This window comes from Trujillonella endophytica, assembly GCF_900110555.1.
GTDB lineage: Bacteria > Actinomycetota > Actinomycetes > Mycobacteriales > Geodermatophilaceae > Trujillonella > Trujillonella endophytica.
In genome coordinates this window covers 63,055-82,508 of sequence record NZ_FOEE01000013.1, presented here as the reverse complement: position 1 = coordinate 82,508, position 19,454 = coordinate 63,055, and the positions used below count along the sequence as shown (strand labels likewise).

At 74.4% G+C, this 19,454-nt stretch carries 16 protein-coding genes; 8 read left to right on the top strand and 8 right to left on the bottom strand.

The window, feature by feature from the left end; translation table 11 throughout:
* The first annotated feature begins 6 nt into the window (after nt 1-6).
* From BMY88_RS18370 to BMY88_RS18355, 4 genes are all read left to right on the top strand, one after another.
* Nucleotides 7-747 (top strand): type 1 glutamine amidotransferase, encoded by a 741-nt coding sequence (locus BMY88_RS18370; protein ID WP_091946954.1) that lies wholly within the window; start codon nt 7-9, stop codon nt 745-747.
* Nucleotides 744-3,848, top strand: a complete 3,105-nt coding sequence (locus tag BMY88_RS18365) for a bifunctional [glutamine synthetase] adenylyltransferase/[glutamine synthetase]-adenylyl-L-tyrosine phosphorylase (RefSeq protein WP_091946951.1) — start codon at nt 744-746, stop codon at nt 3,846-3,848. The genes BMY88_RS18370 and BMY88_RS18365 overlap by 4 nt, the downstream gene beginning before the upstream one ends.
* Before the next feature lie 119 nt (nt 3,849-3,967).
* Nucleotides 3,968-4,756 carry an MIP/aquaporin family protein gene (locus tag BMY88_RS18360; RefSeq protein WP_211435709.1) on the top strand — a complete coding sequence of 263 codons (789 nt, stop codon included), beginning with the start codon at nt 3,968-3,970 and terminating at the stop codon, nt 4,754-4,756.
* A gap of 62 nt (nt 4,757-4,818) precedes the next feature.
* Complete coding sequence (locus BMY88_RS18355; protein WP_091947164.1) at nt 4,819-5,115, top strand: CDGSH iron-sulfur domain-containing protein; 297 nt, start codon at nt 4,819-4,821, stop codon at nt 5,113-5,115.
* Between the two features lies 1 nt (nt 5,116).
* Here the strand turns inward: BMY88_RS18355 and BMY88_RS18350 are convergent, their stop codons facing one another.
* Together BMY88_RS18350 and BMY88_RS18345 are read right to left on the bottom strand one after the other, a co-directional pair.
* Nucleotides 5,117-6,664 carry a methyl-accepting chemotaxis protein gene (locus BMY88_RS18350; protein WP_091946943.1) on the bottom strand — a complete coding sequence of 516 codons (1,548 nt, stop codon included), beginning with the start codon at nt 6,662-6,664 and terminating at the stop codon, nt 5,117-5,119.
* A 96-nt stretch (nt 6,665-6,760) separates the two neighbouring features.
* Entirely contained in the window at nt 6,761-7,771 is a 1,011-nt protein-coding gene (locus BMY88_RS18345; protein WP_091946940.1) for an iron-containing redox enzyme family protein, read from the bottom strand.
* A gap of 200 nt (nt 7,772-7,971) precedes the next feature.
* Here BMY88_RS18345 and BMY88_RS18340 point away from each other — a divergent pair, with 200 nt between their 5' ends.
* From BMY88_RS18340 to BMY88_RS18330, 3 genes are all read left to right on the top strand, one after another.
* Nucleotides 7,972-10,170 (top strand): carbon starvation CstA family protein, encoded by a 2,199-nt coding sequence (locus tag BMY88_RS18340; RefSeq protein ID WP_091946937.1) that lies wholly within the window; start codon nt 7,972-7,974, stop codon nt 10,168-10,170.
* Nucleotides 10,167-10,361: a YbdD/YjiX family protein gene (locus BMY88_RS18335; protein WP_091946933.1), complete on the top strand. Its 195-nt coding sequence runs from the start codon at nt 10,167-10,169 to the stop codon at nt 10,359-10,361. The genes BMY88_RS18340 and BMY88_RS18335 overlap by 4 nt, the downstream gene beginning before the upstream one ends.
* A 183-nt stretch (nt 10,362-10,544) precedes the next feature.
* On the top strand, nt 10,545-10,865 hold the full coding sequence (locus BMY88_RS18330; RefSeq protein WP_091946930.1) for a hypothetical protein: 321 nt from the start codon (nt 10,545-10,547) through the stop codon (nt 10,863-10,865).
* Between the two features lie 4 nt (nt 10,866-10,869).
* Here the strand turns inward: BMY88_RS18330 and BMY88_RS18325 are convergent, their stop codons facing one another.
* The 3 genes from BMY88_RS18325 to glnA form a co-directional block, all read right to left on the bottom strand.
* Nucleotides 10,870-13,005, bottom strand: coding sequence for an MMPL family transporter (locus tag BMY88_RS18325; protein ID WP_091946926.1), 2,136 nt, complete (start codon nt 13,003-13,005; stop codon nt 10,870-10,872).
* Nucleotides 13,006-13,180: 175 nt separating this feature from the next.
* Nucleotides 13,181-13,864 (bottom strand): hypothetical protein, encoded by a 684-nt coding sequence (locus BMY88_RS18320; protein WP_091946923.1) that lies wholly within the window; start codon nt 13,862-13,864, stop codon nt 13,181-13,183.
* Between the two features lie 178 nt (nt 13,865-14,042).
* Nucleotides 14,043-15,479, bottom strand: a complete 1,437-nt coding sequence (gene glnA / locus BMY88_RS18315) for a type I glutamate--ammonia ligase (RefSeq protein ID WP_091946920.1) — start codon at nt 15,477-15,479, stop codon at nt 14,043-14,045.
* 255 nt (nt 15,480-15,734) lie between these two features.
* Between glnA and BMY88_RS18310 the strand changes: the two genes are divergently transcribed.
* Entirely contained in the window at nt 15,735-16,154 is a 420-nt protein-coding gene (locus BMY88_RS18310; protein ID WP_091947161.1) for an RDD family protein, read from the top strand.
* A gap of 130 nt (nt 16,155-16,284) precedes the next feature.
* Here BMY88_RS18310 and BMY88_RS18305 read toward each other — a convergent pair whose 3' ends face one another.
* From BMY88_RS18305 to BMY88_RS18295, 3 genes are all read right to left on the bottom strand, one after another.
* Nucleotides 16,285-17,136, bottom strand: a complete 852-nt coding sequence (locus tag BMY88_RS18305; RefSeq protein ID WP_091946917.1) for a DUF4191 domain-containing protein — start codon at nt 17,134-17,136, stop codon at nt 16,285-16,287.
* Nucleotides 17,137-17,186: 50 nt separating this feature from the next.
* On the bottom strand, nt 17,187-18,158 hold the full coding sequence (gene lipA, locus BMY88_RS18300; protein WP_091947158.1) for a lipoyl synthase: 972 nt from the start codon (nt 18,156-18,158) through the stop codon (nt 17,187-17,189).
* 85 nt (nt 18,159-18,243) lie between these two features.
* The gene (locus BMY88_RS18295; RefSeq protein WP_091946914.1) at nt 18,244-19,386 is read right to left on the bottom strand and encodes a hypothetical protein; all 1,143 of its coding nucleotides are present in this window, start codon (nt 19,384-19,386) and stop codon (nt 18,244-18,246) included.
* Between the last annotated feature and the right edge of the window lie 68 nt (nt 19,387-19,454).

Below are 19,454 nucleotides of genomic sequence, written 5' to 3'. Positions count from 1 at the left end.
GACGGCGTGCCCGCCCGCCCCGCCCGCCTGCTCGTCGTCGTCCCGAGCCCGACCGATCCGCCGGCGCGGCTGGGGGAGTGGCTGCGCGCGGCCGGCCTGGAGCTGGACGTGCGGTCGCTGCGGGAAGGGGACACGCTGCCCGAGGACCTGACCGGCCACGCCGGGCTGCTGGTGATGGGCGGGCCGCAGTCGTCGCTGGACGACGCCGGGACCTCGCCGGAGCTGGTCGGCGTCCGGGCGCTGCTGGCGCAGGCCGTGGCCGCGGACGCCCCGACGCTCGGCGTCTGCCTGGGGGCCCAGCTGCTCGCGCTCGCCGGTGGCGGCCGGGTGCGCGTGGGCGTGCTCGGCCCCGAGGTCGGCGCCACGCTGGTCGCCAAGCGGGACGCCGCCGGAGCCGATCCGCTGTTCGGGCCGATGCCGCTGTCGCCCGACGTCGTCCAGTGGCACCACGACGAGATCGTCGAGCTGCCCGCCGGCGCGACCCTGCTGGCCAGCAGCCCGATGTACGCCCACCAGGCGTACCGGATCGGGCGGCACGGCTACGGCCTGCAGTTCCACATCGAGACGACGCCGGAGATGGTGCGGGCCTGGGCCGACAGCGACCCCGTCGGGGTGGCCGCGTCGCCCACCGACCCCGCCGGGCACGAGGCGCGGGCGGCCGCGGCCGCCGAGGACCTCGCCGCCGTGTGGGCACCGTTCGCCGAGCGCTTCGCCGACCTCGTCCGCGCCGCCGGGAGCCGGGCGTGACCGCGTCCCGGGAGATCCCGCGGCCCGCCGTCGTCCGGCTGGTCCGGTTCGGCTTCAGCGACGGGGCGAGGGCCGCCGAGCTGCTGTCGGACCCCGCGCTCGGGCTGTGGGACCTGGAGCGCAACGAGCCGGCCGACCCCGAGGCCGCTCCGGTCGTCTCCGCGCTGGCCCGCGCCGGCGATCCGGACCTCGCGGTGTTCTCCCTGCGACGGCTGGTCGAGTCGCTGGACCGGGACGACCGCTCCGGCGGGTCCGCGGCCGCCCTGCTCGCCCGGTTGCGGGGGTCCGCGCAGCTGCGCAGCCGCCTGCTGGCGGTGCTCGGCGCGAGCTCCGGGCTGGCCGACCACCTGGCCACCCACCCCGGCGACTGGACCGTGCTGGACGACGGCGGCGACGACGAGCGGGGCCTCGCGCGGCCCACGCCGCAGGCGTTGCAGCGGCGGATGCTGGCCGCGGTCGGCGCCGACCCCGACGACCCGCCGTGGGGCGTGCGCCTGGGCCGGGCGGCACCGGACGCGACCCCGCAGCGGGTGGCCGACCTCCGGCTGGCCTACCGCCGGGCGATCCTGTCGCTGGCCGGCCGCGACCTGGGGGACTCCGTGCCCGCCGAGGAGGTCGCCACCGAGCTGGCCGACATCGCCGCCGCCGTCCTCGCCGCGGGGCTGGCCGTCGCCGTCGCCGAGCAGCCCGCCTCGGCGGCGCCCTGCCGGCTCGCGGTCATCGCCCTGGGCAAGACCGGCGGGCGGGAGCTCAACTACGTCAGCGACGTCGACGTGGTCTTCGTCGCCGAGCCGGTCGACCCCGACGACCCCGAGGCGCCCGCGCTCAGCAGCGCCACCCGGGTCGCCGCGGCGCTCATGCGGATCTGCCGCGAGGCGGCCTGGGAGGTCGACGCGGCGCTGCGCCCCGAGGGCAAGGCCGGGGTGCTGGTCCGGACCCTCTCCGGGCACGCGAACTACTACCGGCAGTGGGCGCACACCTGGGAGTTCCAGGCGCTGCTGAAGATGCGGCCGGTCGCCGGCGACCCCGACCTGGGGCGGGCCTACGTCGAGGAGCTGTTCCCGCGGGTCTGGGAGGCCGGCGACCGCCCCGGCTTCGTCGCCGAGGTGCAGGCCATGCGCCGGCGGGTGGAGGCCAACATCCCGGCCGGCCACGCCGACCGCGAGCTCAAGCTCGGCCGCGGCGGGCTGCGCGACGTGGAGTTCGCCGTCCAGCTGCTGCAGCTCGTGCACGGCCGGGTGGACCGGACCCTGCGCGTCGGCGGCACCCTGCCGGCGCTCATGGCGCTGTCGACCGGCGGCTACGTGGGTCGCGACGACGCTGCCACGCTGATCGCCTCCTACCGGTTCCTGCGCACGGTCGAGCACCGGCTGCAGCTGCTCCGCCTGCGCCGCACCCACCTGCTGCCCACCGACGAGCAGCAGCTGCGCTGGCTGGCCCGCTCGCTGGGGTACAAGCCCGACCACCGGGGCGACGCCGTCGCCGTCCTCGACGCCGAGCTCGCCCTGCACACCCGCGAGGTGCGCCGGCTGCACGAGAAGCTCTTCTACCGCCCGCTGCTCTCGGCGGTGGCGAAGGTGCCCGCCGAGGCCGCCCAGCTGGGATCGAAGGCCGCCGGCGACTGGCTGCGCGCCCTCGGGTTCGCCGACGCCGAGGGGGCGCTGCGGCACATGGGCGCCCTGACCGGCGGCGTGAGCCGCTCGGCGTCCATGCAGAAGTACCTGCTGCCGGTGGTGCTGCAGACGCTGGCCGACTGCCCCGACCCCGACGCGGGGCTGCTCGCCTACCGCCAGGTCAGCGAGGCGCTCGGCGGCAACCAGTGGTTCCTGCGACTGCTGCGCGACGAGGGGCAGGTGGTCGAGCGGCTGGCCCAGCTGCTCGGGTCCAGCCAGTACGTGGCCGGGTTGCTCACCCGGGCGCCGGAGGCCCTGCGGCTGCTTGCCGACGACGACGAGCTCGAGCCCCGCTCCGCCGACACCCTGACCCGCGCCTGGCGGCAGGCGGCCGGCCGGGCCGCGGACCCCGAGGCGGGCATCCGCGTGCTGCGCGGGCTGCGGCGCCAGGAGCTGCTGCGGGTGTCGTCGGCGGACCTGCTGGGCCGGCTGGACGTCGTCCGGGTGGGGTGCGCGCTCACCGACATCGCGGTCGCCACGCTGCAGGTCGGCCTCGACGTCGCCGTCCGCGCCCATGCCGCGGGCACGGGCATCGGCGTCGACGAGATGCCCGTGGACCTCGCCGTCATCGGCATGGGGCGCCTCGGCGGGGGCGAGATGGGGTACGGCTCGGACGCCGACGTCCTGTTCGTCTCGCGCGCGCGGGAGGGGGCCGACGAGGGGAAGGCGACGGCCGCGGCCAACGCCGTCGCCCACACGCTGCGCCGGCTGCTCGGCGAGCCGGCGCCCGACCCGGCGTTCGAGGTCGACGCCGACCTGCGGCCCGAGGGCCGGCAGGGCGCGCTGGTCCGCAGCCTGGACGCCTTCCGCGAGTACTACGAGCGCTGGGTGTCGGTGTGGGAGATCCAGGCGCTGCTGCGCGCGGCGCCGGTCGCCGGGGACGAGGCGCTGGCGACGGCGTTCGTGGAGATGATCCAGCCGCTGCGGTACCCCGCGGGCGGCCTCAGCGCCGAGCAGGTCGCCGAGATCCGGCGGATCAAGGCCCGCGTCGAGCGAGAGCGGCTGCCCCGCGGCGCCGATCCGGCCACCCACACGAAACTCGGGCGCGGTGGCCTGGCCGACGTCGAGTGGACCGTCCAGCTGCTGCAGCTGCAGCACGCGGCCGGCGAACCGCGACTGCAGGTCACCTCCACCGGGGAGGCGCTGGACGCGCTGGTGGCCGCCGGGCACCTGGAGGCCGAGCAGGGCGAGGCGCTGCGCACCGCGTGGCAGCTGGCCACGCGCGCCCGGAACGCGATCTTCCTGGTGCGGGGCCGGCCCAGCGACCAGCTGCCCCGCCCGGGGGTGGAGCTGGCCGGCGTGGCACGGGCCAGCGGTGCCGGGCCGGACGTCGAGCCCGGGCAGTTCCTCGACGAGTACGGCCGCACCACCCGGCACGCCCGCACGGTCGTGGAGCAGGTCTTCTACGGGCAGCCGCCCGCCGGCTGACGCCCTGCCCTGGCGTGTCGGCAGCCGGGGCACCATGCTGGGCGCCGGCTGCACGGGGGCCCTCCGGCCGAGCGGTCGGGGGAGGCCGGAGGAATGGGGGCGTCGTGTCACCTGTGTTCGTGCGTTCGCTGATCGCCGAGTTCCTCGGGACGGCGCTGCTGGTGTTCCTCGCGGTCGGCTCAGCGGTGGCCGGATTCGACGCGCTGGGCCCCGTCGGGGTCGCCTTCGCGTTCGGGTTCGTGCTGCTGGCCCTCGCCTACGCCATCGGGCCGGTCTCGGGCTGCCACATCAATCCCGCCGTCACCCTCGGTGTCCTGCTGTCGGGCGGCATGGTCGCCAAGGAGGCGGCCGGCTACTGGGTGGCCCAGTTCGCCGGCGGCATCGCCGGCGCGGCCGTGCTGAAGCTGCTCACCAGCGGGTTCGGCGACGTCGAGGACCAGACCGGCGCGCTCGGCAGCAACGACTGGGGGGCCACGATCAGCGGGGGCGGCGCCTTCGTGCTCGAGGTCCTGCTGACCTTCATGCTCGTGTTCGTCGTCCTGCTGGTCACCGGCAAGGCCGCGGCGCCCGGGTTCGCCGGGCTCGCGATCGGCCTGGTGCTGACCGCCGTCCACCTGATCGGCATCCCGCTGGACGGCACGTCGGTCAACCCGGCCCGCTCGCTGGGGCCGGCGCTGTTCGCCGGCGGCGAACCGCTGGAGCACGTGTGGCTGTTCATCCTCGCGCCGCTGATCGGCGGGGCGCTGGCGGTCGCGGTCGCCCGGGTGCTGCGGCCCCCGACCCTCGACGAGACGCGGGAGGCCCGCGGCGGCGAGGCCGCGGTCGACCGCACCGGAGCGGAGCTGCCCGCGGAGGTCCGGGCCGCCGAGGAGGGCGGCTCCCGCCGTTCGTCCCCCCGCGATCGGTAGTCCGGGTCCCCGGTCGGGGGACCGGGTGTGTGGTGGTCGCCGCCCCGGGGCACGCTGGGGCGGTGACCGCGCAGCCGACCGACGACGCCCCGCCCACCCCCGAGCGCGGTGCGACCATCACCCCCTACCGGGACGGCCCGCTGATCGTGCGCGGCGACTTCCGGCTGGTGGGGGACGACGGCGTCGAGATCGACCCGGGCCGCGACACGGTGGCGCTGTGCCGCTGCGGGAAGTCGGGGATCAAGCCCTTCTGCGACGGCACCCACAAGCGCGCCGGGTTCTCCGCGCCGAGCGCGCCCAGCCGGCCCCGGCCCGCCGCGCACCTCGCCGGGGGGACGGGGACCGGGGAGCCCGGCTGAGTCAGCCCCTGTTCTCGAACGCCTTCGCCATCTGCACCTGCTGCTCGAGCACCTCACCCATGCGGCTCTGCACGGCGTCCAGCTGACGGATGACCTCGCTCGTCGCGTGGATGCCGGCCGACACCTGCTCGCTGCTCACCTGGATGCCGGCGATCTGCTCCGACACCTTCTTGGTGGCGGCCGCGGTCTCCCGGGCCAGGTCCTTGACCTCGCTGGCGACGACGGCGAAGCCCCGGCCCAGCTCGCCGGCGCGGGCGGCCTCGATGGTGGCGTTGAGCGCGAGCAGGTTCGTCTGGTCGGCAATGCCGGAGATGATGGCGATGACGTCGCCCACCGCGGCCGACGCGGTGCCGAGAGCGGCCACCTCCGCGGTCATCGACGACGCCTGCGCGACCGCCCCCTCCGCGACGCGGCCGGCCTCGTCGGCGGCCTCGCGCAGCACCGAGACGGTCTCCAGCAGCGCCCTGGAGTTGACGGCATCGGCCTCGGCGCGGCGCAGGATGTCCAGCCGCTGGGAGACCAGCTGCTGCACGTTGCGCAGCGCCGCGCCGCGGGACTCGGTGAGGTCGATCGTCTCGGTGACGAAGAAGTCCATCGTCCCGATGACGCGCCCCTCGGAGAGGATCGGGAAGCACACCCCGGACTTGACCCCCGCCCGCTGGGCCGCCGGGCGGCGCACGCAGTCGGTCACCTCGGCCAGGTCCCGGACGAAGACCAGCTCGCGCTTGCGCCACGCGCGGCCGGACAGGCCCACGCCCTCGGCGAAGCTGGCCGAGAGGGTGACCTTCCGGAACTCGTCGCCGGCCGATCCGGACTCGACGCCGAACCGCAGGACCCCCGATTCCTCGTCCAGCGCCCAGTAGGAGCCGTAGGCCCAGCCGAACGCGGTGCGCACCGTCTCCAGCGCGATGCGCAGCGCCGACTGCTCGTCGGTGGCCTGGCCGACGCGGGCGACGACGGTGGTGACCGCCTCGCGGTCGTTGAGGGTCTCCTGGAGCTGTGAGGTCGCGATGGCGGCCCGGCGGGCGTGTGCGGCCACCCGGCCGATGGCCTGCCACTTCTCCGACCGGCCACCGAAGAAGGGCAGCTCGGCGCGGGAGTAGTACTCCTGCAGGGCCACCACCCGGCCGCCCTCGACGATGGGCAGCACGCATCCGTGCCGGGCGCCGGCGGCCATCGCGGTGGCCCAGCGCAGGCAGGCGCTGGTGTCGGTGTCGGGGTCCATCAGCACGGGGCGCCGTTCGCGCATGGCCCGGCCGCCGAGGCCGTCCTGCGGTGACATCACGGTCCCGGGCTGCCACGTCGCGGCCATCGCCGGGGTCAGCTCGCCCTGCTCGGCGACCAGCTCGAAGCCGTCGCCGCTCGGCATCCAGATGCCGCCGTAGGCCAGGCCGAGGGCGCGGACCGTCGTCGTCGTCACCTTGACGTGGGCGTCGGCCTCGTCGGTGACGCCCTCGTCCAGGGCGGCGAGCACCTGCTCGAGCGCCTCGACGTCGCGGGGCATGGGCGTTCCCGGGGCGGGCACGGTCGGGTCGGTACGTCGCCACATGGGAGGTCCTCCGGGGTCGTGGAGCGGCGCCTTCCCTTTCGGCAACGCATCGTCCGGATCCACCCGAGGGCGGCGGCGTATCGGTAACGCCCCGACTCAGGCGGCGAGCGCGCTCTCCCCGCGCAGGGCCGACCGGCCCGCCGCCCACGCGTCCAGCAGGTGGCGCGCCGTCAGCCCGTCCAGGGCGAGGGAGCAGGCGGCGCCGAACAGCACGTCGGCGGTCAGCTCCGGCTCACCGTCGACCAGCGAGCCGCACATGTCGACGGCGGCGATCTGCTCGTGCACCGCGTCGGCCTCGACGTGCTCGTCGTAGAACACGGTGGTCGCCGGGCCGTGGCCCAGCCGGCGCAGCCCCGCGGAGTAGCGGCGGCTGGGCTCCGACGACGTCATCTCCACGGCCGTCAGGTGCCCGAGCGCCGCGCCGCGCCAGCGCCGGTGCAGCCCGAACAGGGACATCGTGTTGACCGAGGTGAAGGCCGGGGCGGGGGCCCGGTCCCACAGGGCGCCGTAGGAGTCGTCGAGGTCGAGGTCGCGCAGCAGGCCGCGGAAGAGCTCGCTGTGCATGCGCACGGGGGAGCCGCCGCCGTACTCGTCGGCCTGGATCTCGACCATCGCGGCCTTGGTCCGGCCGCTGAGCCGGGGGACGGCGAACGTGTGGGGGTCGCCCTCCTTGAGGTGGTAGACCGAGCGCAGCACGAGGTACTCCCGCCACTGCTCGAGCGAGCCGGACCGGGCCAGGTGGCGCGACAGCGACGGGCCGTCGTCCGCGGCGATCAGCGCGGTGAGCTGCCGGTCGACCGGGTCGCCGGTGACCGCCACCGGACCGACCAGGGCGCGCAGCGCCGCCAGGTGCGCCCGCTCCAGGTGCGCACGCAGCGTCAGCAGCGCCGGGTCCCACTCCCACGCCTCGTCGACGCCGTCGAACCCCCGGTAGTGCAGCTCGTAGCAGGCGGCGAGGGTCAGCTGGAGGTCCTCGTCCAGGAGCGCGTCGGTGCTCGCGGCCGCCGTCCGCTCGGCCAGGGCGACCGTGTCGGGAGACAGCTCCCCGGTCAGCAGGCCGGTGCGGAGGGCGCTGCTCAGGGGACCCCTGGGCTCGGGAAACTGCATGTGAGGGGGCATGCCCACTCCGATCCCGCTCGATGCGCCCTGTGGGGAATGTCGCCCGAGGGTAGGACCCGGGCACGGCCGGCGCTCCGGCACGTGGGCGCCACGGCGGCCGAGTGGTGGACCGCGCGCGGGGTGCGCATCCTGGGCACACCACGGGCAGCGCCGCCGGAGGTGCTGCACCGGTGTGTGCGGGAGGCGTCATGTCGACCACGGCGACGGTGGAGACCGCGGGCGGAACCACGGGCCGGCGACGGCCGCCGCTGCGCTCGGTCCTGATCTGGACGGCGGTCGCCGCCGTCGGTGCCGTCGCGTGGACCGTGCTGGCTCTCGCCCGTGGCGAGACCGTCTCGGCGCTGTGGATCCTGTTCGCCGCGCTGTGCTCCTACGCGATCGCCTACCGCTTCTACTCGCGGTGGATCGCCCGCCGGGTGCTGCGCGTCGACGACTCCCGCGCCACCCCGGCGGAGCGCAACGCCGACGGCCGGGACTACGACATCACCGACCGCCGGGTGCTGTTCGGGCACCACTTCGCGGCGATCGCCGGCGCGGGCCCGCTGGTCGGGCCGGTGCTGGCCGCCCAGATGGGTTACCTGCCGGGGACGATCTGGATCATCGTCGGCGTCATCTTCGCCGGCGCGGTCCAGGACATGACCGTCCTGTTCTTCTCGATGCGGCGCAACGGCAAGAGCCTGGGCCAGATGGTCCGCGAGGAGATCGGCCTGGTCGGCGGGATCGCGGCGCTGATCGCCGTCTTCGCCATCATGATCATCATCCTCGCCGTGCTGGCGCTGATCGTGGTCAACGCGCTGGCCGAGTCGCCGTGGGGCGTCTTCTCCATCGCGCTGACGATCCCGATCGCGCTGTTCATGGGCATCTACCTGCGGGTGCTGCGCCCCGGACGGGTGCTGGAGGCCACCGGCATCGGCGTCGCCCTGCTCCTGGCCGCCGTCATCGGCGGCGGCTACGTCGAGGACACCCCCCTCGGCGACGCGCTGACCCTCTCCAAGGAGTGGCTGGTCCTCGCGCTCGTCGTCTACGGCTTCGTGGCCTCGGTGCTGCCGGTGTGGCTGCTGCTGACCCCGCGCGACTACCTGTCGACGTTCATGAAGGTCGGCGTCATCGTGCTGCTCGCGATCGGCCTGCTGCTGGCCCGGCCGGTACTGGCGGCCGACGCGGTCACCGACTTCGCCAAGGAGGGCAACGGCCCCGTCTTCGCGGGCTCGCTGTTCCCGTTCGTCTTCATCACCATCGCCTGCGGCGCGCTGTCGGGGTTCCACGCCCTGATCTCGTCGGGGACGACGCCGAAGATGCTCGCCAAGGAGAGCCACGTCCGGCTGATCGGCTACGGCGGCATGCTCATGGAGAGCTTCGTGGCGATCAGCGCGCTCATCGCCGCCGTCGTCATCGACCAGGGCCTTTACTACGCGATGAACGCCCCGGCCGGCGCCACCGGGGGCACCGCGGAGACGGCCGCGACCTTCGTGCAGGGCCTGGGCTTCGACACCTCCGCCGAGGACCTCGCGGCCGCCGCCGCGGCGGTCCAGGAACCCTCGCTGATCTCCCGGACGGGCGGGGCGCCGACCCTCGCCGTCGGCATCTCCAACATCCTCACCGATGCCTTCGGCGGCTCGCTCGCGGCGTTCTGGTACCACTTCGCGATCATGTTCGAGGCGCTGTTCATCCTCACGGCCGTCGACGCCGGCACGCGGGTGGGCCGGTTCATGCTGCAGGACACGGTCGGCAACGTCTGGAAGCGCTTCGGCGACCTCACCTGGCGGCCGGGCAACGTCATCGCCAGCGCGGTGGTCGTCGCCCTGTGGGGCTCGATCCTCTACCTCGGCGTGACCGACCCCCTGGGCGGCGTCAACCAGCTGTTCCCGCTGTTCGGCATCGCCAACCAGCTGCTGGCGGCCATCGCCCTGCTCCTGGTCACCGTGCTGCTGGTCAAGCACGGCCGGGCGCGCTACGCCTGGGTGTCGGGGATCCCGCTGGTCTGGGACCTCGTCGTGACCATGACGGCGAGCTACCAGAAGGTGTTCTCCGACGATCCCGCCGTCGGCTACTTCGCCCAGCGCGAGCGCTACGCCGACGCGCGCGACGCCGGCGAGGTGCTGGCCCCGGCCCAGGACGTCGGGCAGATGGACCAGGTGATCCGCAACTCCACCCTCAACGGCGTCCTCCAGGCGGTGTTCGCGGTGCTGGTGCTGGTCGTCGCGGTGCACGCCGTCGTCGTGGTGGTGCGGGCCCTGCGCACCCGCGGTGGCGTGCCGACCACCGAGGAGCCGCCGGTGCCCTCGAACCTCGTCGAGCCCGCGGGCCTGTTCGCCACGGCGGAGGAGAAGCGGGCGATGGCCCGGCACGACGCCGAGCAGCGCGAGCTGACCGGGAGCCGGTCGTGACGACCGCGGGCCCGCTGACCCGCGCCTGGCGGGGCGTGCGCTGGTACCTGCGGGAGTGGAGCGGCGAGGCGCGCTGGGACGACTACCTCGCCGAGTGCGCGGAGCACGGGCACCCGCCGATGAGCCGGCGGGAGTTCGAGCGGATCAGGTCCGCCGTCGCCGAGCGCCGGGCGGTCGACCGCTGCTGCTGAGCGGCCCCGCGCGGGCCGGGTGGGGGAGCGGCGCACCGTCCGCCCCAGTGGCCCCTCCGGCCCCGGCGAGGGTGCCGGGAGCGGTGCCGGCTGCCGACTCCTCAGTCAGCGACCACAGCCCGCCGAGGAGCCCGCCATGCGCCTGCCCCGTTCCCCCCGCCCGATCCTGCCCGGGCGCGCCCGGTGACCGCCGACCGCCGCCGGGTCGAGCTCCGCGCCGGCGCCTCCCTGCTGGCCAGCGCCGGCGCCGACCTCGGCTGCGGCGAGGAACCGGGGGTGCGCGTGCTGCCCGACGGACGGCTGTGGCTGGCCGACGTCGGCGCCGCGGTCTCGGCGGCCGAGATCTACCGCGCCGCCCGCGCCGTCCTGGCTGCGCAGCTCGACGCGATGGCTCAGGTCAGCGGCCAGTCGGTCGAGGAGGTCACCTTCGGCTGGCTGGTCGGGCTGCAGATGGACGACGTCCTGGCCGCCCTCGACGCCGAGCCGGAGGCCGACGCCGCCTGAGCGGTCAGGACCGGGCGGAGGACCCGGCCCCCAGGGCGGCGGCGATCTCGGCGTCCTCCTCCTGCGGGGTCTCCGCCTTCTCGTGCTTGTGCGCGAGCCGGCTGGGCCACCACATGTGCCGCCCGATGTCGAGGTTGAGCGCGGTGACCAGGACCGAGCGCACGATGATCGTGTCCAGCAGCACGCCCAGGGCCACCGCGATGCCCAGCTGGGTGAGGAACGTCAGCGGCAGCGTGCCCAGCACGGCGAACGTCGCGGCCAGCACCAGTCCGGCCGAGGTGATCACCCCGCCGGTCGCCGCCAGACCGATGAGGGCGGCCCGCCGGGTGCCGTGGTCGACCGTCTCCTCCCGGACCCGGGTCATCAGGAAGATGTTGTAGTCGATCCCCAGCGCGACCAGGAACACGAACACGAACAGCGGGAACGCGCTGTCGGTGTTGGTCACGCCGAGCGTCCAGTCGAAGATCAGCGCGCTGAGGCCGAGCGCCGCGCCGTAGGACAGCACGACGGTCGCGATGAGGATCACCGGGGCGACGATCGCCCGCAGCAGGAGGGCGAGGACCACCAGCACGACGAGCATGATCAGCGGGATCACCACGATGTTGTCCCGCTGGGAGGCCTCCTGGACGTCGAGGTTGATCGCGGTGTTGCCGCCGACGAGCGCGTTCCCGTCGCCCACGTCGTCCAGCGCGCTGCGCAGGTCCTCGATGGTCCCGGCGGCGGCGTCGCTGTCGAAGGGGTCGGCCAGGGTGGCCTCGACGAGCGCGTCGTCGCCCTCGGTCCGCACCTCGACGATCTCGGTGATGCCGGGGTCGGCGGCCACGGCCTCGGCGACGGCGTCGGCGTCGTCGGCACCGGTGATGACGTACACCGGGTTGCCGGCGACCGCCGGGAAGTGCCGCGCGGCCACCTCGTCGCCTTCGATCGACTCGGGGGTGCCGCGGAAACCCTCGGCCTGCGAGAGGCCGTCGGGGTGCAGGTTGAGCACGCCGATGCAGGCGACGAGCAGCAGCGCGCTGGTGACCACCCAGGTGGCCCGCGGCCGGGGCTTGATCCAGCGGCCCACCCGCGCCCACAGCCCGGTGGCGCTGGGCTCGGCGCTGCCGACGGTCGGACGGACCGGCCAGAACACCCAGCGCCCGCAGATGACCAGCAGCGCCGGCAGCAGCGTCATGAGCACGGCGAGGGTCACGGCGACGCCGATGGCGGCGACCGGCCCGAGGCCTGCGGTGGAGTTCATCTCCGCCGCGACGAGGCACAGCATCCCGAGGACGACGGTGCCGCCACTGGCCAGCACCGCCGGACCGGCGCGGTGCACCGCCTCGGCCATGGCCTCGTGCCGGTCGGCGTGCAGCCGCAGTTCCTCCCGGTAGCGCGCCACGAGCAGCAGCGCGTAGTCGGTGCCGGCCCCGACCACGAGGACCGTGAGGATGCTGGCGCTCTGCGCGTTGACGGTGAGGTCGGCGTACCGGGCGCACAGGTAGATGACGGCCTGCGCGACGAACAGCGCGATGACCGCGGAGAAGATCGGCAGCACCCACAGGATCGGGCTGCGATAGGTGAACAGCAGGATCAGGATGACGACGCCGAGAGCCGCGAACAGCAGGGTGCCGTCGATGCCCTCGAACGCCTCCGCGGAGTCCGCCGCGGCACCCGCGGGGCCGGTCACGTAGGCGTCCAGCCCGTCGGGACCGTCGGAGGCCTCGGCGCGGATGTCGTCGACGACGGGGGCGATCGCCTCCCAGCCGTCCTCGCCCACGTTGAGCGGGACGATCAGCTGCAGCGCCTCGCCGTCGTCGGAGGGGATGGGCCCGGTGATCTCGCCGTCGAGGGCGTCGAGCTCCGCGAACACCGCGATGTCGTCCTCGACGGCGGCCGTGTCGGCGTCGGTCACCCCGCCGCTGCGCTCGTAGATGACGATGGCGGGGATCAGGTCGGGGTCCGAGCCGAGCTCGGACTGCCGCTCCAGCGCCATGGTCGACTCGGCGTTGGCGGGCAGCCACGCCGCGATGTCGTTCTCCTGCTCGTCCGTCAGGCCGCCCGCGAGCGGCGCCGCCGCAGCGGCCAGCACCAGCCAGGCGATCAGGACCACCCACTTGAAGCGGCGGGAACTGACGCGGGAAGCGAACGACCTGCCCATGGTGCGCCCTCCGTCGGTACGCCGGCCGACGCCCGGCGCGCGCGATCGATGCGGCCCGGACGGTATCGAGGGCCCGGTGGGGCTGTCATCGCCTTTACGGGCGCGGGCGACGCCTGTTCCCGTTCCGTTTCCCGGGAGGTCGGTCCGGGCCGCCTCGCGGGGTCGTCCCCGGGGTTCAGCGGGGCGCGGGCGGTGGGGGAGGGGGGACCGGGGCGGCGGTGAGCTCCCGGTAGGCGTCGGTGTGCGCGCGGAGGGCGGAGACGGCGTCGGCGACCTCGCCGGGCAGGTGGCTCGAGGCCGGCAGCACCCGCTGGGCCTGGCGCACCGCGTCCGTGACGTCGGCGAGCATGTCGAGGTAGGCGGCGGCCTCGGCCTCGAGCTCGGGGAACCCGCGCGCGGAGGTGGCCAGCGTCTGCTGCCGCAGGCAGCGCTCCACCCGGGTGCCCTCCGCCTCCAGGGCCGGCAGCAGCCCCGGCACGTCGCCGAGGTGGGCCCCGGCGTCGTGGGCGGCGGCCAGCTCCCGCCGCAGCTCGCCGCGGGCCCGGGTCACCTGCACCTGCAGTTCTGCGGCGGACCGCCGCGCGCCCGGGGGCAACCGCCGCGCGGCGACGACGGCGGAGGCGGTCGCGCCCAGCTCCCGCCCGCGCGCGGTGAGCTCCCGGCCCCGGGCGACCAGGGGGCTGCGGCGGACCTTGCGGACCACCAGCCACCCGGCGAGGAGAGCGAGCAGGAGCAGCAGCACGATCCCGCCGCCGAGCACCGCGAGCACCGTGGTGTCCAGGCCGCTCAGCCAGGACAGGTCGTCGTCGTCGGCCCGCAGGTCGAGCGTCGCCGTCCCGGCCGTCAGCAGGTCGGTCATGCCGCGCTCCTCGCCCTCGTGCCCGGACGGCGGACCGTCCCTCCTCCTCCGATGCTAGGTCGGGAGGAGCCGGCGGTGGCGGGGCGCGCGGCGACCGGACACGCGAGAGGCGGGGCCCCCGTGGGGGACCCCGCCTCAGCGATCGTGCACCGATCAGGGCCGCGTGCGACCCGCTGGATCAGATGTCGTAGTACATCGCGAACTCGTGCGGGTGCGGGCGCAGGCGGATCGGGTCGATCTCGTTGGCCCGCTTGTAGTCGATCCACGTCTCGATCAGGTCGGGGGTGAAGACACCGCCGTCGATCAGGTAGTCGTGGTCGACCTCGAGCCGGTCGAGGACGGCGTCGAGCGACGCGGGCACCTTGTCGATGCCCAGGGCCTCCTCGGGCGGCAGCTCGTAGAGGTCCTTGTCGACCGGCGCCGGCGGCTCGATCTTGTTCTTGATGCCGTCGAGGCCGGCCATGAGCATCGCCGAGAAGGCGAGGTAGGGGTTGGCCGACGGGTCGGGCACGCGGAACTCGATGCGCTTGGCCTTGGGGTTGTCGCCCGAGATCGGGATGCGGCAGCAGGCCGAGCGGTTGCGCGCGGAGTACACGAGGTTGATCGGCGCCTCGTAGCCCGGCACCAGGCGGTGGTAGCTGTTGACCGTCGGGTTGGTGAAGGCCAGCAGCGACGGGGCGTGGGCCAGCAGGCCGCCGATGTAGTGGCGGGCGGTGTCGGACAGGCCCGCGTAGCCGGTCTCGGCGTGGAAGAGCGGCTCGCCGTCCTTCCAGAGGCTCTGGTGGCAGTGCATGCCCGAGCCGTTGTCGCCGAACAGCGGCTTGGGCATGAAGGTGGCGGTCTTGCCGTGCGCCCAGGCGGTGTTCTTGATGACGTACTTGAACAGCATCAGGCTGTCGGCCGAGCGCAGCAGCGTGTCGAACTTGTAGTTGATCTCCGCCTGGCCGCCGGTGCCGACCTCGTGGTGACCACGCTCGAGCTCCAGGCCGACTCGGGCGAGGTTGACCATCATGTCGGCGCGCAGGTCGCTCTGCTGGTCGTAGGGCTCGACCGGGAAGTAGCCGCCCTTCATCCGGGCCTTGTAGCCCAGGTTGGGGCCGACGCCGTTCTCGCCGGTCGCCGAGCCGCTGTTCCAGGAACCCTCGACCGAGTCGATGTGGTAGTAGCCCTCGTTGATCCCGGTGTCGTAGCGGACCGAGTCGAAGACGTAGAACTCGGCCTCGGGGCCGAAGTAGGCCGTGTCGGCGATGCCGCTGCTGGCCAGGTAGGCCTCGGCCTTCTTCGCCACGTTCCGCGGGTCGCGGCTGTACGCCTCGCGCGTGATCGGGTCGTGGATGAAGAAGTTCACGTTCAGCGTCTTGTGCTTGCGGAACGGGTCCAGGAAGGCGCTGTTGGCGTCGGGCAGCAGCAGCATGTCCGACTCGTTGATGGCCTGGAAGCCACGGATCGAGGAGCCGTCGAAGCCCAGCCCGTCGGAGAACGTGTCCTCGCCGAACGTCGACGCAGGGATGGTGAAGTGCTGCATGACGCCGGGAAGGTCGCAGAAGCGAACGTCGACGAATTCGACGTCGTTGTCGCGGATGTAGGCGGCGACCTCGTCGGGACTGGTGAACATCGATCCTCCGGGGTGAGCGGACAGGGGGTTGAGCATCGCAGCGTGGAACGAGCGAGGAGCGGAGACCCCCGCGGAAGCGAACGTGGACGGAGTGGGCGAACAGCCGAAGGCGAACCTACGAGCGAGGAGTTGCCCCGGGGTGTCTCCGGTGTTTCGGGCCGGTAACACCGGCCCCGGCGTGTCGGCCCCCTGCAGGGACCCGCCGCGAGCGTGCGAGTGGCGGGGGGCAGGGGGTGCTTCTCTACGCTGGTGGTCATGGTCAGGGATGCCCAGCCACCTTCTCAGGAGCGCCGTCGCGGCGCGTCGCTGGGGTTGCCCGCCGAGGGACCGGGGTCGCTCGCGCCCTTCGGCACCCGGGTCGGGGCGTACCTGGTCGACGCCATCGGATCGGGGTTGGTCGCGGTGGCCGTCTTCGGTCCCGGCCGCTCCTACTGGACGTTGCTGACCTTCGCCGTCGTCACGGTCGTCACGCTCGTGGCCTTCGGGCAGACCCCGGGCATGCGGCTGCTGTCGCTGCGCCTGGCGCACCCGCGGCAGGGCGAACGGCTGGCCCCGTGGCGGGCCGTCGTCCGCACGGCGCTGCTGTGCCTGCTGGTGCCGGCGCTGCTGGTCGACGCCGACGGCCGCGGGCTGCACGACCGCCTGACCGACACCGCCGTCGTCCGGGAGCGGTGACCGACGAGCGCGGCCGCGCCCGACGACGAGCCCGGAGGTCCTCGCCGGCCCCGGAGGCGTAGGAGGCGAAACCCACGTCCTGGGTCCCGGGACGTGGGTCTGGCTTCCTATGCCTGCGGTGTTGCCGGCCTCAGCGGCGGCGGACCTGGCGCTGGCTGACCGACATCTGCCGGCCGCCGGGCAGCGGGCCGCCCGGAACGGGCATCTTCGGGCCGCCCAGCGCGCTCATCCGGCGGGCGAGGGCGTTGACCTCCGCCGCGCTGAGGTTGCGCGGGAGCTTCACCACGTGGGTGTTGAGCTTCTTCAGCGGCACCTGACCCTCGTCGTCGCCGACGGTGATGTCGTAGATCGGGGTGTCGCCGACGATGCGGGCCAGCTTCTTCTTCTCCTGGGCCAGCAGCGGGCGGACCCGCGACGGCGCGCCCTCGGCGACGAGGATCACGCCCGGCCGGCCGAGTACCCGGTGGACGGCGTCCAACTGCGTGGTGCCGGCGACGCCCGAGGTCACCCGCCAGTCACCGCGCATGCCCTCGAGCACCCAGGCCGCGGCGCCGGGCTGGCCCTCGACCTGCCGGTAGGCCGACCCCTGCGCGCGCCGGCCGAACACGATCACCGCAGCCAGCAGGCCCAGCAGGACGGCGAAGGCGATCGTGAAGATCGGTGCGCTCAGCAGGATGCCGATCAGCTCCACCACGCCGGCGACCACCACGAAGGCGATCAGCATCAGCCAGGGCAGCTTGGGGTCGTTCTTGCGCGTGAGCGAGTACGCCTGCTTCATCATGCGGGCGTTGTTGCGCAGCTTGGTCATCCGGCCGACCTTGGGCCGGCCGTCCTTGCCGAGCTTGGGGGCCTTGCCGGGCTTGCCGGCGGGAGCCGCCGGAGCCGCGGTCGAGCCCGACCCCCGGCCGCGGCTCCCGGAGCCGGGAGCCCGCCCCGCCTTGCCGGTGGGGGCGGGGGAGTCCGAGGGCTTGCTGCGTGCCATGCCCCCAGGATAGGGCCGGTCGCGGCCCGCTCCCGGCGACGACGCCGAGATCACCCCTGGCGGGTCAGTCCCCGGGCCTCGGCGGCCTGCTGGTACAGCCGCCCCGCGCGGTAGGAGCTGCGCACGAGCGGGCCGGCCAGGACGCCGGCGAAGCCGATCCGCTCGGCGTCGGCCTGGAAGCCGACGAACTCCTCGGGCTTGACCCAGCGGACGACGGGGTGGTGCCGCGGCGAGGGGCGCAGGTACTGGGTGATCGTGAGCAGGTCGCAGCCGGCGTCGTGCAGGGCCTGCATGGTCTCCACGACCTCGTGCGGCTCCTCGCCCATGCCGAGGATCAGGTTGCTCTTGGTCACCAGCCCGGCCTCCCGGGCCGCGGTGATGACGGCGAGGGAGCGGTCGAACCGGAAGCCGGGGCGGATCCGCTTGAAGATCCGCGGCACGGTCTCCACGTTGTGGGCCAGCACCTCGGGCCGGGAGGAGAACACCTCGGCCAGCTGCGCGGGGTCGGCCGTGAAGTCGGGGATCAGCAGCTCGACGCCGCAGCCGGGAACGGCGGCGTGGATCTGCCGCACCGTCTCGGCGTACAGCCACGCGCCGCCGTCCGGCAGGTCGTCGCGTGCCACCCCGGTCACGGTCGCGTACCGCAGCTGCATCGAAGCGACGCTCTCGGCGACCCGGCGCGGCTCGTCGGTGTCGAGCTCCGCCGGCTTGCCGGTGTCGATCTGGCAGAAGTCACACCGCCGCGTGCACTGGTCGCCCCCGATGAGGAACGTGGCCTCGCGGTCCTCCCAGCACTCGTAGATGTTGGGGCACCCGGCCTCCTCGCACACCGTGTGCAGGCCCTCGCGGCGGACGAGGGACTTGAGCTCCGTGTACTCGGGCCCGGTCTTCAGCCGCGTCTTGATCCACTCGGGCTTGCGCTCGATGGGCACCTGGCTGTTGCGCACCTCGAGGCGCAGCAGCCTGCGGCCGGCGGGCTCGAGGGCGGATCCGGAGGACGTGGGGGCCGCCGTCTCGCTCATGACCTGCACGGTACGCCCGGACGACGACACCGCCCCCGCTGCCGAGAGGGCAGCGGGGGCGGTGTGAGCGGTGTCTCGGAGGCGGTCAGGCCTGCCCGGAACCGGAGGGGCCGGCGGTCGGGCCCGGGTCGTCGCTGCCACCGCTGGTGAACGGCTCGGGGGCGGTGTCGGTCGGGTCGGTTTCGCCGTCCGCGCCGTCGCCCGCGACGTTCTGCGCGTCCCGCAGGCCCATGTCGGACTCGGCCGGTGCGGAGTCCCCGGCCTCCCAGGTGGCACTGGAGACGGTCGTGCCGAACTCGCTGCTGCTCGGGGAACTGGGCACGGGGTCCTCTCGGTAGCTGGGGACGGGCCCGTCCCCGGTGGGGGCGGGGGTCCACGAGTCGGCCTCGCCGCGGCGGCGGACGACGGCGAAGGCGACGGCGCCCACGGCGGCGAACAGCGCCAGCCACGTCCACCGGCGCGACGACGGCTCCGACGACGCCGGCGTCACCTTCCGCGCGGTCCGCTTCTTCGCCTTGGCGGCGGTCCTGGCCGCGGCCCGCTTCTGCTTCTTCGTCTGCTTCTTGACCTTGCCCGAGGCCTTCGCCGCGGTGGCGCCGGCCGCCGCCACCAGCTCCTCGCGCCGGTGCTCGAACTCGCCGAGGGCGGTCTCGACCCCCGATGCCAGGGAGCCGCGCGCGGACTCGAGGGCCGGGCCGACGGCCTCGCGGGCGGCCACGACGCGGGGGAGCACCTCGGTGGCGAGGGTCTTCTGGGCAGCCCTCTGCGCGGCCTCGACCCGGGGGGCCAGGTCGGCCGCGGCCTTGGACGCCGCCGCGGTCGTGGCGGCGACGGCCGAGGTCAGGGCCGGGCGGGCGTTCTCCCGGGCGGCGTGCACCCGGGGGCCGAGGTTCTCGACCGCGGCGGCGAACCGGGCGTCGGCGACCTCGCGGGCGGCCTCCACCCGCGGGCCGAGCGCCTTCTGGGCGGCCTCGACGCGGGGCCCGATGGCCTCGCGGGCCGAGGCGACGGCGGGGGCGGTGACGGCCACGGCGGCGGCGACCTTGGGGGCGACGGCGAGCTGGGCGGCGCCCAGGGCGGGTGCGGCGGCCTCGCGGGCGGCCGCGATGCGCGGGGCCAGCTCGTCCGCGGCCGCACGACCGGCCTCGGTCATCGCCGTCCCGATGTGGCTGAAGCCCTCCTGGAGCTCGGCTGCGATGACCTGGCCTCGGGTCTTCTTGCGGAACACGGGATGTACCTCCACGTTGATCGTCTCGGCGCCATCCTGCCCGCATCGCGCGGCGAGCACACCCCGAG

Coding starts and splice junctions, on each gene's coding strand:
- BMY88_RS18325 (WP_091946926.1), bottom strand. CDS start 13,005: ATGGGCAGGTCGTTCGCTTCCCGCGTCAGTTCCCGCCGCTTCAAGTGG.
- BMY88_RS18345 (WP_091946940.1), bottom strand. CDS start 7,771: ATGCAGTTTCCCGAGCCCAGGGGTCCCCTGAGCAGCGCCCTCCGCACC.
- BMY88_RS18320 (WP_091946923.1), bottom strand. CDS start 13,864: ATGACCGACCTGCTGACGGCCGGGACGGCGACGCTCGACCTGCGGGCC.
- glnA (WP_091946920.1), bottom strand. CDS start 15,479: ATGTTCACCAGTCCCGACGAGGTCGCCGCCTACATCCGCGACAACGAC.
- BMY88_RS18305 (WP_091946917.1), bottom strand. CDS start 17,136: ATGGCACGCAGCAAGCCCTCGGACTCCCCCGCCCCCACCGGCAAGGCG.
- BMY88_RS18350 (WP_091946943.1), bottom strand. CDS start 6,664: ATGTGGCGACGTACCGACCCGACCGTGCCCGCCCCGGGAACGCCCATG.
- BMY88_RS18340 (WP_091946937.1), top strand. CDS start 7,972: ATGTCGACCACGGCGACGGTGGAGACCGCGGGCGGAACCACGGGCCGG.
- BMY88_RS18310 (WP_091947161.1), top strand. CDS start 15,735: ATGGTCAGGGATGCCCAGCCACCTTCTCAGGAGCGCCGTCGCGGCGCG.
- lipA (WP_091947158.1), bottom strand. CDS start 18,158: ATGAGCGAGACGGCGGCCCCCACGTCCTCCGGATCCGCCCTCGAGCCC.